15 protein-coding genes are annotated in these 13393 nt (G+C 61.0%); 9 read left to right on the top strand and 6 right to left on the bottom strand.

What is annotated here, in order from left to right; translation table 11 throughout:
- Positions 1-41: 41 nt before the first annotated feature.
- From hypE to hypA, 5 genes are read right to left on the bottom strand one after another with little or no spacing between them, the layout of a single operon-like run.
- Entirely contained in the window at positions 42-1052 is a 1011-nt protein-coding gene (gene hypE, locus IAE27_RS14065) for a hydrogenase expression/formation protein HypE (protein WP_016809470.1), read from the bottom strand.
- Entirely contained in the window at positions 1049-2170 is a 1122-nt protein-coding gene (hypD, locus tag IAE27_RS14060) for a hydrogenase formation protein HypD (RefSeq protein ID WP_004114762.1), read from the bottom strand. The genes hypE and hypD overlap by 4 nt, the downstream gene beginning before the upstream one ends.
- The gene (locus tag IAE27_RS14055) at positions 2171-2443 is read right to left on the bottom strand and encodes a HypC/HybG/HupF family hydrogenase formation chaperone (protein ID WP_004104861.1); all 273 of its coding nucleotides are present in this window, start codon (positions 2441-2443) and stop codon (positions 2171-2173) included.
- Positions 2434-3306 carry a hydrogenase nickel incorporation protein HypB gene (hypB, locus tag IAE27_RS14050; RefSeq protein ID WP_004104860.1) on the bottom strand — a complete coding sequence of 291 codons (873 nt, stop codon included), beginning with the start codon at positions 3304-3306 and terminating at the stop codon, positions 2434-2436. The genes IAE27_RS14055 and hypB overlap by 10 nt, the downstream gene beginning before the upstream one ends.
- A gap of 7 nt (positions 3307-3313) precedes the next feature.
- The gene (hypA, locus tag IAE27_RS14045; protein ID WP_070555541.1) at positions 3314-3658 is read right to left on the bottom strand and encodes a hydrogenase maturation nickel metallochaperone HypA; all 345 of its coding nucleotides are present in this window, start codon (positions 3656-3658) and stop codon (positions 3314-3316) included.
- A gap of 208 nt (positions 3659-3866) precedes the next feature.
- On the opposite strand from hypA, the gene hycA reads away from it, so the two are divergent.
- From hycA to hycI, 9 genes are all read left to right on the top strand, one after another.
- Complete coding sequence (hycA, locus tag IAE27_RS14040) at positions 3867-4316, top strand: formate hydrogenlyase regulator HycA (RefSeq protein WP_004104858.1); 450 nt, start codon at positions 3867-3869, stop codon at positions 4314-4316.
- A gap of 82 nt (positions 4317-4398) precedes the next feature.
- Positions 4399-5007 (top strand): 4Fe-4S dicluster domain-containing protein, encoded by a 609-nt coding sequence (locus tag IAE27_RS14035; RefSeq protein ID WP_023321498.1) that lies wholly within the window; start codon positions 4399-4401, stop codon positions 5005-5007.
- Positions 5004-6830 carry a formate hydrogenlyase subunit 3 gene (gene hycC, locus IAE27_RS14030; protein WP_154022387.1) on the top strand — a complete coding sequence of 609 codons (1827 nt, stop codon included), beginning with the start codon at positions 5004-5006 and terminating at the stop codon, positions 6828-6830. The genes IAE27_RS14035 and hycC overlap by 4 nt, the downstream gene beginning before the upstream one ends.
- Positions 6831-6832: 2 nt before the next feature.
- Positions 6833-7756, top strand: coding sequence for a respiratory chain complex I subunit 1 family protein (locus IAE27_RS14025; protein ID WP_154022388.1), 924 nt, complete (start codon positions 6833-6835; stop codon positions 7754-7756).
- A gap of 17 nt (positions 7757-7773) precedes the next feature.
- Positions 7774-9483: a formate hydrogenlyase subunit HycE gene (gene hycE / locus IAE27_RS14020; protein WP_014839316.1), complete on the top strand. Its 1710-nt coding sequence runs from the start codon at positions 7774-7776 to the stop codon at positions 9481-9483.
- 9 nt (positions 9484-9492) lie between these two features.
- Positions 9493-10035 carry a formate hydrogenlyase complex iron-sulfur subunit gene (locus IAE27_RS14015; protein WP_004104848.1) on the top strand — a complete coding sequence of 181 codons (543 nt, stop codon included), beginning with the start codon at positions 9493-9495 and terminating at the stop codon, positions 10033-10035.
- Entirely contained in the window at positions 10035-10802 is a 768-nt protein-coding gene (locus IAE27_RS14010) for an NADH-quinone oxidoreductase subunit B family protein (protein ID WP_004104846.1), read from the top strand. Before IAE27_RS14015 ends, IAE27_RS14010 begins: the two co-directional genes overlap by 1 nt.
- Positions 10799-11209, top strand: coding sequence for a formate hydrogenlyase maturation HycH family protein (locus IAE27_RS14005; protein WP_004104844.1), 411 nt, complete (start codon positions 10799-10801; stop codon positions 11207-11209). Before IAE27_RS14010 ends, IAE27_RS14005 begins: the two co-directional genes overlap by 4 nt.
- A complete protein-coding gene (gene hycI, locus IAE27_RS14000) occupies positions 11202-11687 on the top strand; it encodes a hydrogenase maturation peptidase HycI (RefSeq protein WP_004114743.1) in 486 nt (161 codons plus the stop codon). The genes IAE27_RS14005 and hycI overlap by 8 nt, the downstream gene beginning before the upstream one ends.
- 260 nt (positions 11688-11947) lie before the next feature.
- Here hycI and IAE27_RS13995 read toward each other — a convergent pair whose 3' ends face one another.
- Entirely contained in the window at positions 11948-13372 is a 1425-nt protein-coding gene (locus IAE27_RS13995; RefSeq protein WP_115239284.1) for a 6-phospho-beta-glucosidase, read from the bottom strand.
- Positions 13373-13393: the final 21 nt, after the last annotated feature.

Genomic DNA, 13393 nt, shown 5'->3' with positions numbered 1-13393 from the left:
CAGGCGCATCGCGCCGCCTCCGGGAAAGCGCCTGAATCTCGTTAACAAATTCTCGGCAGCGGCTCGGCGTGAGGAAGATCCAGCGTGCGTTTGACGCCGTACAGACCGACAGAGCGCACGCCCGCGCGCGGCACAACGTCGCCGATTATCGCCGCATCGCGGCCTAATGGATGAGACCGTAAGTGCGCAAGTACGCTTTCCGCCGCCTCGCGGGCAACGGCGATCAACAGCTTACCCTCGTTGGCGAAATTAAGCGCGTCCAGCCCCAGCAGCTCGCACACGCCGCGTACGGTATCGTTAACCGGCAGCTTTTGTTCATGCAGCTCTATTCCGCAGCCGCTGGCGGCGGCGAATTCATGGGCCACCGCGTTAACGCCGCCGCGGGTGGCATCGCGCAGGGCTTTCACGCCAGCTACGTCGCGCAGCGTCTGAATCAAGGGCGTCAGCACCGCGCAGTCGCTGGACAGCGCGCCGTCCAGCCCCATCTGTTCGCGCAGGTTGAGGATCGTTGCCCCGTGATCCCCAAGCGTGCCGCTGACCAGCAGCACGTCTCCCGCGCTAATCTGCTGCGCTCCCCAGCGAATACCGGTGGGGATGACGCCGATCCCGGCGGTATTGATAAACAGCTTATCCGCCGCCCCGCGCGGCACCACTTTGGTATCGCCGGTCACAATGGCGATACCGGCTTCCCGCGCGGTCTGCGCCATGCTGCTCACCACCGCTTCGAGGGTGGCCATCTCCAGCCCCTCTTCGAGAATAAACCCGCAGGAGAGATAGCGCGGCAGCGCGCCGCTCACCGCCACATCGTTCGCCGTGCCGCAGACCGCCAGCTTGCCGATATTACCGCCGGGGAAAAACAGCGGATCGATAACGTAGCTGTCGGTGGAGAAGGCGAGCCTGTCGCCCTGCGCGCTAAGCTGAGCGAGATCGAGACGCGCCTGATCTTCCTGCTCCGCCAGCCAGGGGTTGGCGAAAGCCTGCATAAACAGGTCGCCGATCAGCTGCTGCATCGCCTGACCGCCGCTACCATGGGCTAACTGAACGCTTTTCATGCTTCGATTTCCTGACTGCGATATTGATACCAGGCGGCGCAGGCGCCTTCCGATGAGACCATCAGCGCGCCGAATGCGCTCTGCGGGTTGCAGGTATTGCCGAATAGCGGGCACTGGTGCGGTTTACAGCGGCCGGTCAGCACCTCGCCGCAGCGGGCGCGCGGGTCGTCGCAGACCCGCTGCGGCGCCGGGCGGAAATGCGCTTCTGCGTCGAAACGCTGATACGCGGCCGTCAGGTGCACGCCGGAGTCGTTAATCACCCCCAGACCGCGCCACTCGCTATCGCCGCTGAGGCAAAACACGTCGGCGATGGCCGACTGCGCCAGCGGGTTGCCCTCATCGGGCACCACCCGGCGATACTGGTTCTCCACTTCGCTGTGCTGCGCTATTGTCTGCTCAACCAGCATCATCGCGCCTTGCAGTAGATCAAGCGGTTCGAATCCGGCCACCACTAATGGACGGTGATAGTCGCTGGCGATAAACCCGTAAGCATCGGTGCCAATCACCATGCTGACGTGACCGGGGGCGAGAAAAGCGTCGATACCGTTATCCGGCTGGTCGAGCAGGCTGCGCAGGGTCGGCAGCAGGGTGATGTGCTGGCAGAAAAAGTAAAAGTTCCCGACGCCGCGCTCGCGGGCCTGACGCAGGGTCAGGGCGGTGGCGGGCATCGTCGTTTCAAAGCCGAGACCGAAGAATACCACTTCTCGATCGGGGTGCTGCTGCGCCAGCTTCAGGGCGTCCATCGGCGAATAGACGATGCGGACGTCGGCGCCGCGCGATTTTGCCTGCAGCAGCGAGCCGTTTTTTCCCGGTACGCGCATGGCGTCGCCAAAGGTGCAGAAAATCACCCCCGGACGGCTGGCGATATCGATACAGGCGTCGATACGCCCCATCGGCAGCACGCACACCGGGCAGCCGGGGCCGTGGATAAATTCAATATTTTCCGGCAGCAGCTGATCGAGGCCAAATTTAAAAATAGCGTGGGTATGGCCGCCGCACACTTCCATTATGCGCAGCGGACGTTCGGCGGTATGCGGCAGCAGGCGCGCGCGCAGCCGGAGATGTTCCACCAGCTGCATCACCTGTTCCGGAGCGCGGTATTCATCAACAAAACGCATTTATCGCTCCTCGCCGTACAGCAGCGCGCCGACGTCAGGCTCGACTTCAAACATATTTTGCAGCGCCTCGAGGGTATCGCGGGCTTCGGCTTCGTTAATCACGCTCATGGCAAAACCCACGTGGACCAGCACCCACTGGCCGAGACGCGGCTGACCGCGATCGTCAACCGCGCCCACCAGGGTCAGGTCGACTTCGCGTTGAATGCCGCACACTTCGACCTTCGCCAGATTGCCGTCAATAGCGCAGATTTGTCCGGGTATGCCTATGCACATTGCTGCGCCTCCAGCCAGCGAAGCCACTGGTCCATGCCTTCGCCGCTGGTGGCGGAAAGCAGAATAATGTCAATATCCGGGTTCACCTCGCGGGCGCAGGCCAGGCACTTCTCTACGTCAAAGTTGAGATACGGCAGCAGGTCGACCTTGTTAAGCAGCATCAGGCTGGCGGCGGCGAACATATGCGGATACTTCAGCGGTTTGTCTTCGCCTTCGGTTACCGACAGCACCGCCACTTTATGACGTTCGCCGAGGTCGAAACTTGCCGGACACACCAGGTTGCCGACGTTTTCGATAAACAGAATGCCGTGGTCCGCCAGCGGCAGGCGCGGCGCGGCGTCGGCGATCATCTGCGCGTCGAGATGGCAGCCTTTGCCGGTGTTGACCTGAATCGCCGGAGTGCCGGTGGCGCGGATGCGCGCGGCGTCGTTCACCGTTTGCTGATCGCCTTCAATGACCGCGCAGGCGGTTTTCTCTTTCAGCCGCAGCAGGGTTTCCGTCAGCAGGGTGGTTTTGCCGGAGCCGGGGCTGGAGACCAGGTTCAGCACCAGCTGGCTCCTGGCGGCGAAGCGCGCGCGGTTGCGGGCGGCCAGACGGTTGTTTTTATCCAGGACGTCGATTTCCACTTCCAGCATCCGCCGCTGGCTCTGGCCCGGCGCATGGGTACCCGCTTCGCCATGACCGTAGTGCAGGTCGCCAGTCTCCGAGCGGGTGGGGGAAAAGTTATCGGTTTTCACGCCGGTAATGGTCATCATCTGGCGCGGGGCGGGCGCGAAGGGGGCGCTGCGAAACGCCGAATGCGGGTTATGCTCGTCGCCTTCTATATAAAGGTTGCCTTCACCGCAGCCGCAGGTTGTACACATAATCTTATTACTCCACTTCTAGTCGCTGAATCTGTAAGCCGTCATCCGCCACAATTTGCAGCCGGTCGCTCTGACACTGCGGGCAGCGGCGCACGTGCTGTGAGATGAGATGCACGTACTGCTGGCAGGATTCACACCAGCATTCAGCCTGTTGTTCGTCGATATGCAGCTCACAGCCTTCCGCCAGCGTGCCGCGGCACACCAGCTCAAAGCAGAAGGTCAGCGCGCTGGCTTCCACGCAGGAAAATGCCCCCACTTTCAGCCACACGCCGGTGACCCGACGCGCGCCGGCATGCAGCGCCTGCTGTTCGATAATTTCCAGCGCCCGCTGGCTAAGGGTGATTTCGTGCATGGTGCCTCCGTATCGCGATGGCCCATTAATGCAATAACGATGCCAGGTCATAAGTAATGTCATAAAAATGTCGATGACACCGCTCAGACATCGTCATCGACATGTCTTTCTTATAGGGTAAATTTATTAAAATCGTTAAAAATCAATTAATTAATTTTTGGCATGAAAAATGCTTAACCGGTGCATCTCATACAACGGGGGATCCGGGATGACTATTTGGGAATTAAGTGAAAAGGCGGACTACATCGCCGATCGTCACCGCCAGCATCAGGAGCAGTGGCATACCTACTGCAACTCGCTGGTACAGGGGATAACCCTGTCGAAAGCGCGTTTGCATCATGCGATGAGCTGCGCGCCGGATAAAGAGCTGTGCTTCGTATTGTTTGGTCATTTTCAGGTTTACGTGGCGCTGGCGGAGGGCTTTAACAGCCACACCATCGAGTATTACGTAGAGAGTAAAGACGGCGGCGACAGACGGCTGATTGCCCAGGCCACGCTGGGCTCAGACGGCACCATTGATGGCCGGATCAGCAACCGCGATCGCGAGCAGGTTCTGGAGCACTATCTGGCGACTATCGCCAGCGTTTATGACCGTCTCTACGAGGCTATCGAACAAGACCAGCCGGTGGATTTAAACCACCTGACGCTGGCCCGTTAATCGTCAGGTGTCGACAAGTGTCGAAGCTGACACCTGCGCAACCTGTTTTCGTCAAAAATGACTTTCACCTGAGGACGACCCGGTGAACCGTTTTGTAATTGCTGACTCCACCGTCTGTATCGGCTGTCGCACCTGCGAAGCCGCCTGCGCTGAGACTCACCGCCAGCAGGGCCTGCAAGCCATGCCCCGGCTACGGCTGATGCGCAATGAAAAAGAATCCGCGCCGCAGATGTGCCACCACTGTGAAGATGCGCCCTGCGCCGCCGTCTGCCCGGTTAATGCCATTAATCGCGTCGATGGCGCGGTGCAGCTCAATGAGAGCCTGTGCGTAAGCTGCAAGCTGTGCGGCATCGCCTGTCCGTTCGGCGCCATTGAGTTTTCCGGCAGCCGCCCGCTGGATATTCCGGCTAACGCCAATACGCCGATGGCGCCCGCCGCGCCGCCGGCCCCGGCGCGCGTCAGCTCGCTGCTCGACTGGGTGCCGGGCGTACGCGCTATCGCCGTCAAATGCGACCTGTGCCACTTCGATGAGGAAGGCCCGGCGTGCGTGCGCACCTGCCCGACCAAAGCGCTGCTGCTGGTGGATATCCGCGATATCGCCCAGGCCAGCAAGCGTAAGCGGCAGCTGACTTTTAATACCGACCTCGGCGATCTGTCGCTGTTCCAGGCGCAACAAGGGGACGTGAAATGAGTGTGATTTCCTTAGTGAATCAGGCGGTGGCCTGGTACGCCGCCAGCGCGGTGCTGGCGTTTTTGTTCGCCCTGCGCAAACCGCTGAGCGGGGCGATCGCCGGGATTGGCGGCGCGGTCGCCAGCGCGATGCTGGTGCTGGCGGGCGGAACGGCGCTGCTGATGCCGGATCGCGTCAGCGCCGGCATGCTGCAAATGCTGCACCAGCCCCTGCGCGTTGGCGGCGTCAATGCGCTGTGGCTGCTGGCAATCGGCCTGTCGGCGCTGCCGATTTCGCTGTTCAATATCGCCTGGCATCGTCATCCGCAGGTTAAAGCCAACGGTCTGCTGGTGAATCTCCTGCTGGCCGCCGCCGTCTGCGCCGTGGTGGTGACGAACTTCGGCGCGCTGGTGGTGATGGCGGAGATTATGGCCCTTTGCGCCGCGTTTCTTACCGGCTGCGCGCAGTCCGGCAAGCTGTGGTTTGCGCTGGGACGCCTCGGTACGCTGCTGATGGCGTGGAGCTGCTGGCTGGTCTGGTCGACCTACGGCACCCTTGAACTGGGGCAGATTACCCAGCTGGCGGTGGCGGCGCCGCAAAACGCGCTGCTGTGGCTGCCGGGCCTGATCGGCTTTGCGCTGCTGGCCGGGGTCATTCCGCTGCACGGCTGGGCGCCGCAGGCCCACGCTGGCGCCAGCGCTCCGGCTGCCGCGCTGTTTTCTACGGTAGTGATGAAGGTCGGTCTGTACGGCATCCTGACGGTCTCGCTGGCCGGCAGCGTTCCGCCGCTGTGGTGGGGCGTGATGCTGCTGGTGCTGGGGATGATCACCGCCTTCGTCGGCGGGCTGTACGCCCTGATGGAGCACAATATTCAGCGCCTGCTGGCGTACCACACCCTGGAAAACATCGGCATTATCCTGCTCGGCCTCGGGGCATTCGTCACCGGCGTGGCGACTCATAACCCAACCCTGATGGTGCTGGGCTTTATCGGCGGCATGTATCACCTGATTAACCATAGCCTGTTTAAAACTACCCTGTTCCTCGGCGCGGGAGCGGTGTGGTTCCGCACCGGCCATCGCGATATCGAAAAGCTTGGCGGGATCGGCAAGAAAATGCCGCTGATTTCCCTTTCGATGCTGGTGGGTCTGATGGCGATGGCCGCGCTGCCGCCGCTGAACGGCTTCGCCGGAGAGTGGGTTATCTATCAGTCCTTCTTTAAGTTGAGCACCGGCGACGCGTTTGTTGGCCGCCTGCTTGGGCCGCTGCTGGCGGTGGGCCTGGCGATAACCGGCGCGCTGGCGGTGATGTGTATGGCGAAAGTCTACGGCGTCACCTTCCTCGGCGCGCCGCGAAGCAAAGAGGCGGAAAACGCCACCTGCGCGCCGGGGCTGATGACCTTTAGCGTGGTGCTGGCCGCCGTCTGCTGCGTGATTGGCGGGGTTGCTGCGCCGTGGCTGCTGCCGCTGGTGAGCGGGGCGTTTCCGGTGCAGGCGGAGGTCTCCAGCGTGGTGTCTCAGCCGCTGATCGCTATTCTGCTGATTGCCTGCCCGCTGCTGCCGCTGCTGCTGATGATCTTCTTTAAGGGCGATCGCCTGCCGGCGCGCTCGCGCGGCGCGGCCTGGGTCTGCGGCTATGACCATGAAAAATCCATGGTGGTGACCGCCCACGGTTTCGCCATGCCGGTGAAAGAGGCTTTTGCGCCAATTCTCAAGCTGCGCCACTGGCTGAACCCGGTGCGCCTGGTGCCCGGCTGGCAGAACGCTTCTGCGCCCGCGCTGTTTCGCGGCGTGGCGCTGGTGGAGCTGGCGGTACTGGTGGTGATTGTGATTTCCCGAGGAGCCTGAGAATGAGCGTATTAATTGCATTGTTGCAGGCGCTGGTGCTGTTCGCCGTCGCGCCGCTGTTGTCCGGGGTGACCCGCGTCGCCCGCGCCCGTCTGCATAATCGCCGCGGTCCGGGCGTACTGCAGGAGTACCGGGATATCCTGAAACTGCTGGGGCGCCAGAGCGTTGGCCCGGATGCCTCCGGCTGGGTCTTCCGCCTGACGCCGTACGTGATGGTCGGCGTGATGCTGACTATCGCTACTGCGCTGCCGGTGGTGACCGTTGATTCGCCGATGGCGGGGCTGGGCGACCTGATTACCCTGATCTACCTGTTCGCCATCGCCCGTTTCTTCTTCGCTATCTCCGGCCTCGATACCGGCAGCCCGTTTACCGCTATCGGGGCGAGCCGTGAAGCGATGCTCGGCGTGCTGGTGGAGCCTATCCTACTGCTCGGCCTGTGGGTCGCGGCTCAGGTCGCCGGGTCCACCCATATCAGCAGTATCACCGACACCATTTATCACAGGCCTGTCGCCCGCACTCTTCCGCTGATTCTGGCGCTGTGCGCCTGCGCCTTCGCCACCTTTATCGAAATGGGCAAGCTGCCGTTCGACCTGGCGGAAGCGGAGCAGGAGCTTCAGGAAGGCCCGCTCTCGGAATACAGCGGTAGCGGCTTCGGCGTGCTGAAGTGGGGCATCAGCCTCAAGCAGCTGGTGGTCCTGCAAATGTTCGTCGGCGTATTTATCCCGTGGGGACAGATGACCAGCTTTAGCGTCGGCGGTCTGCTGCTGGCGCTGGTGGTTGCCGTCGTCAAGCTGGTGCTTGGCGTGCTGGTGATTGCGCTGTTCGAAAACAGCATGGCGCGTCTGCGCTTTTGCGCCACCTCCCGCGTCACCTGGGCCGGGTTTGGTTTTGCCTTTTTAGCCTTCGTCTCCTTGCTGGTGGCGTGATTTAAGAGAGTTTGAGCATGTCTGAAGAAAAAATCGGTCAACACTATCTCGCCGCGCTGCATCAGGCCTTTCCGGGCGTGGTGCTGGATGAAGCCTGGCAGACCAAAGACCAGTTGACGGTCACGGTAAAGGTCAACTATCTGCCTGAAGTGGTCGAGTTCCTGTACTACAAGCAGGGTGGCTGGCTGTCGGTGCTGTTCGGCAACGACGAACGCAAGCTCAACGGCCACTACGCCGTCTACTACGTGCTGTCGATGGAGCAGGGCACGAAATGCTGGATCACCGTGCGCGTGGAAGTGGACGCCAATAAACCGGAATATCCGTCGGTGACGCCGCGCGTGCCGGCGGCGGTGTGGGGCGAGCGCGAAGTGCGCGATATGTACGGCCTGGTGCCGGTGGGGCTGCCGGACGAGCGCCGGCTGGTGCTGCCGGACGACTGGCCGGATGAACTCTATCCGCTGCGAAAAGACAGCATGGACTACCGTCAACGCCCGGCACCGACCACCGATGCTGAAACCTACGAGTTTATCAACGAGCTGGGCAGCAAGAAAAACAACGTGGTGCCGATTGGCCCGCTGCACGTCACCTCCGACGAACCGGGCCACTTCCGCCTGTTCGTTGACGGCGAGAATATTATCGACGCCGACTACCGCCTGTTCTACGTCCATCGCGGGATGGAAAAGCTGGCGGAAACCCGGATGGGCTACAACGAAGTCACCTTCCTGTCGGACCGCGTGTGCGGTATCTGCGGTTTCGCCCACAGCACCGCCTACACCACTTCGGTAGAGAACGCGATGGGCATCGTAGTGCCGGAGCGCGCGCAGATGATCCGCGCCATTCTGCTGGAGGTGGAGCGCCTGCACTCGCACCTGCTGAACCTCGGCCTCGCCTGCCACTTTACCGGCTTCGACTCCGGGTTTATGCAGTTCTTCCGCGTGCGCGAAACCTCGATGAAGATGGCGGAAATTCTTACCGGGGCGCGTAAAACCTACGGTCTGAACCTGATTGGCGGCATTCGTCGCGATCTGCTGAAAGAGGACATGATCCAGACCCGCCAGCTGGCGCAGCAGATGCGTCGCGACGTGCAGGAGCTGGTGGATATGCTGCTCAGCACGCCGAATATGGAGCAGCGTACCGTGGGCATTGGTCGTCTCGACCCGCAAATCGCCCGCGACTTCAGCAACGTTGGCCCGATGGTGCGCGCCAGCGGGCACGCCCGCGATACCCGCGCCGATCACCCGTTTGTCGGCTACGGCCTGCTGCCGATGGAAGTGCACAGCGAACAGGGATGCGACGTCATCTCGCGTCTGAAGGTGCGCATCAACGAGGTCTACACCGCGTTGAACATGATCGACTTTGGCCTCGATAACCTGCCGGGCGGCCCGCTGATGGTGGAGGGCTTCACCTATATTCCGCACCGCTTCGCGCTCGGCTTCTCAGAAGCGCCGCGCGGGGATGATATCCACTGGAGTATGACCGGCGATAACCAGAAGCTGTACCGCTGGCGCTGCCGGGCGGCGACCTACGCCAACTGGCCGACTCTGCGCTATATGCTGCGCGGCAATACCGTCTCCGACGCGCCGCTGATCATCGGCAGCCTTGACCCGTGCTACTCCTGTACCGATCGCATGACGGTGGTCGACGTGCGCAAGAAGAAGAGCAAAGTGGTGCCGTACAAAGAGCTGGAGCGCTACAGCATCGAGCGTAAGAACTCGCCGCTGAAATAAGGAATCGCCATGTTTACCTTTATTAAAAAAGTCATCAAAACCGGCACCGCGACGCACTCATACCCGCTGGAGCCGATGCCGGTGGATAAAAATTTCCGCGGCAAACCGGAGCATAATCCGCAGCAGTGTATCGGCTGCGCCGCCTGCGTTAACGCCTGTCCGTCGAACGCCCTGACGGTAGAAACCGATCTCGCCACCAACCAGCTGGCGTGGCAGTTCAACCTCGGGCGCTGCATTTTCTGCGGACGCTGCGAAGAGGTCTGCCCGACGGCGGCGATTAAGCTCTCTCAGGAGTACGAGCTGGCGGTATGGAAGAAAGAGGATTTTCTCCAGCAATCGCGTTTTGCCATTTGCCACTGCCGGGTGTGTGAACGCCCATTCGCCGTACAGAAAGAGATCGACTATGCCATCGCGCTGCTCAAACACAACGGCGATAGCCGCGCCGAGCTGCATCGCGAAAGCTTCGAGACCTGCCCGGAGTGCAAACGCCAGAAGTGCCTGGTGCCGTCCGACCGTATTGAACTGACTCGCCATATGAGAGAGGCCAGCTGATGAGCAACTTATTAGGCCCGCGCGATGACAACGGCATTCCGGTGCCGATGACGGTGGATGAGTCCATCGCCAGCATGAAGGCATCGCTGCTGAAGAAAATTAAGCGTTCCGCCTACGTTTATCGGGTGGACTGCGGCGGCTGCAACGGCTGCGAGATCGAGATTTTCGCCACCCTGTCGCCGCTGTTCGACGCCGAGCGCTTTGGGATCAAAGTGGTGCCGTCGCCGCGTCACGCCGATATTCTGCTGTTTACCGGGGCGGTGACCCGGGCGATGCGTTCTCCCGCGCTGCGCGCGTGGCAGTCCGCGCCGGATCCGAAAATCTGCATCTCCTATGGCGCCTGCGGCAACAGCGGCGGCATCTTCCACGACCTTTATTGCGTGTGGGGCGGAACCGATAAAATCGTGCCGGTGGATGTCTATATTCCCGGCTGCCCGCCCACCCCGGCCGCGACGCTGTACGGCTTCGCGATGGCGCTGGGCCTGCTGGAACAGAAAATCCACGCCCGCGTGCCGGGCGAGCAGGACGAGCAGCCGACCGAACTCCTGCACCCGGATATGGTACAGCCGCTGCGGGTGCGCATCGATCGCGAAGCGCGCCGGCTGGCGGGCTATCGCTACGGCCGGCAGATTGCCGACGACTATATGCGCCTGCTGGGGCAGGGCGATAGCCAGGTGATGCGCTGGCTGGAGGCGGAAAAAGATCCGCGTCTGACCGAGATCGTCACCCATCTGAACCAGGTCGTAGAAGGAGCGCGTATCCGATGAGCGAGACGGTGGTGTTCAGTCAGCTGAGCCGTAAATTTATTGATGAGAACGACGCGACGCCTGACCAGGCGCAGCAGGTGGTCTATTACAGCCTGGCGATTGGCCACCACCTCGGCGTTATCGACTGCCTCGAGGCGGCGCTGAGCTGCCCGTGGCAGGCGTATCTGGCGTGGATTGCGACCCTCGAAGAGGGCAGCACCGCGCGGCGTAAAATGGAAGGCGTGCCGAAGTACGGCGAGATTGTTATCGACAGCAATCATGTGACGATGCTGGCTAACGCTTTTGATAAAGCGCTGGCGCGACAGACCCCCGAGCAGCAGGCGTGGAGCAAAACTATGCTCAGTATGCTGCATGATATTCACCAGGAAAGCGCCATCTATCTGATGGTGAGGAGACTCCGTGACTGACGTTTTACTCTGTGTCGGCAATAGCATGATGGGCGACGACGGCGCAGGCCCGCTGCTGGCGGAGATGTGCGCGGCTAATCCCGTCGGCGAGTGGGTGGTGATTGACGGCGGCAGCGCGCCGGAAAACGATATCGTCGCCATTCGCGAGCTGCGCCCCGAGCGCCTGCTGATCGTCGATGCCACCGATATGGGTCTGAACCCCGGCGAGATCCGCATCGTCGATCCGGACGATATCGCCGAGATGTTTATGATGACTACCCACAATATGCCGCTCAACTATCTGATCGATCAGCTAAAAGAGGATATCGGCGAGGTGATTTTCTTGGGTATTCAGCCGGATATCGTCGGCTTTTATTACCCGATGACCCAGCCGATTAAGGACGCGGTCGAAGCGGTGTACGCGCGGCTTGATGGGTGGCAGGGGCAGGGGGGTTTTGCGGCACTTGAAGCCGCAGAGGAGCCGGCGTTCCCCGGCTAAGCGCAGCGCAAGCCGGGAGTTTGGTCAGGGGGAGCAGGTTTACTTTTTCCCGGGTCGCGGCGTAAACGCCTTACCCGGGCTACGACGACTTTTGTCACCCTGGCGTTTGCCATTCCCGGAGGCGATGCTGGGCATCTCTCCGGGCTACCGGCCCGCGGGCGTTGATGAATCTGTAGCCCGGCTAAGCGCAGCGCGAGCCGGGAAAATTTCCGTGTTGCAGGTGTTTGTCAGGCTGAGTATCCCTCAGCCTGCGGGGCGCACTACGCCAAATCTTCCCCGTTGCTGGCAATCACCTTCTTATACCACCAGAACGACTTTTTGCGCTTTCGCGCCAGCGTACCGCAGCCGGCATCGTCGCGGTCAACGTAGACAAAGCCGTAGCGCTTGCTCATCTCACCGGTGGAGGCGGATACCAGGTCGATACAGCCCCAGCTGGTGTAGCCTATCACCGGAATGCCGTCCTCGATGGCGTCACCCATCGCTTTAATATGCTCGCGCAGATAGCTGATGCGATAGTCGTCGTTAATCTCGCCGTTAGCCTCCACCTCATCGCGCGCGCCGAGGCCATTTTCCACAAGGAACAGCGGTTTCTGGTAGCGGTCATACATCATATTCATGGTGATGCGCAGGCCGAGCGGGTCGATGCCCCAGCCCCATTCGCTGGCCTTGATGTGCGGGTTTTTCAGTGATTTAACGATATTGGCGGCGCTGGTGTTGCCGGCATTCATCTCCGCCGATGCGCAGCGCGAAGCGTAGTAGCTGAAGGAGACGAAATCGACGGTATGGCGCAGGATCTCATCATCGCCGGACTCTTTGGCGATAGTCACGCCTTTCTCGCGGAATACCCGCGCCGCCCACACCGGATACGCGCCGCGCGCCTGGACATCGATAAAGAACAAGTTTTCGCGATCTTTTTCCAGCGCCATCCACACGTCTTCCGGTTTACAGGAGTAAGGGTAGAAATTGCCGCCCGCCAGCATACAGCCGACCTGATTTTGCGGATTCACCTCGTGGGCGATTTTGGTCGCTAAGGCGCTGGCGACCAGTTCATGATGGGCGGCCTGGTATTTCACCTGCTCCTGATTTTCCCCATCTTCAAACACCAGACCGGCGCCGGAGAACGGGCTATGCAGCATAATGTTGATTTCATTGAAGGTAAGCCAGTATTTCACCAAACCATCAAAAGCTTCAAAACAGGTACGGGCGTAGCGGGTGAAGAACTCCACCATTTTTCGATTGCGCCAGGAGCCGTATTCGGTAACCAGGTGCATCGGCACGTCGAAATGGCACAGCGTCACCAGCGGCTCGATGCGGTGCTTTTTGCACTCCTCGAACAGCGAGCGATAAAAGGCGATCCCTTCTGGGTTCGGTTCCAGCTCATCGCCCTCAGGAAAGAGGCGGCTCCAGGCGATAGAGGTGCGGAAGACGCTAAAGCCCATCTCGGCCATCAGGGCGATATCTTCTTTATAACGATGATAAAAATCGATCGCCTCGTGGCTCGGGTAGAACTCATCGTCGCGTAGCGCGAAGCGTTTCTCCTGCCCCAGCTTGACCGCGAGGCGGTGAGCCCCGTGAGGAATCATATCGACGGTAGTCAGCCCTTTGCCGCCCTCCAGATATGCCCCTTCGGACTGGTTGGCGGCCAGCGCGCCGCCCCATAAAAATCCCTGTGGAAAAGTCGCCATGCGTTACCTCGTTAACAAAAT

It is taken from the genome of Klebsiella sp. S69 (assembly GCF_016516145.1).
GTDB lineage: Bacteria > Pseudomonadota > Gammaproteobacteria > Enterobacterales > Enterobacteriaceae > Klebsiella > Klebsiella oxytoca.
The sequence above is the reverse complement of the archived record's forward strand: the minus strand, read 5'-3'. Positions and strand labels throughout refer to the sequence as shown.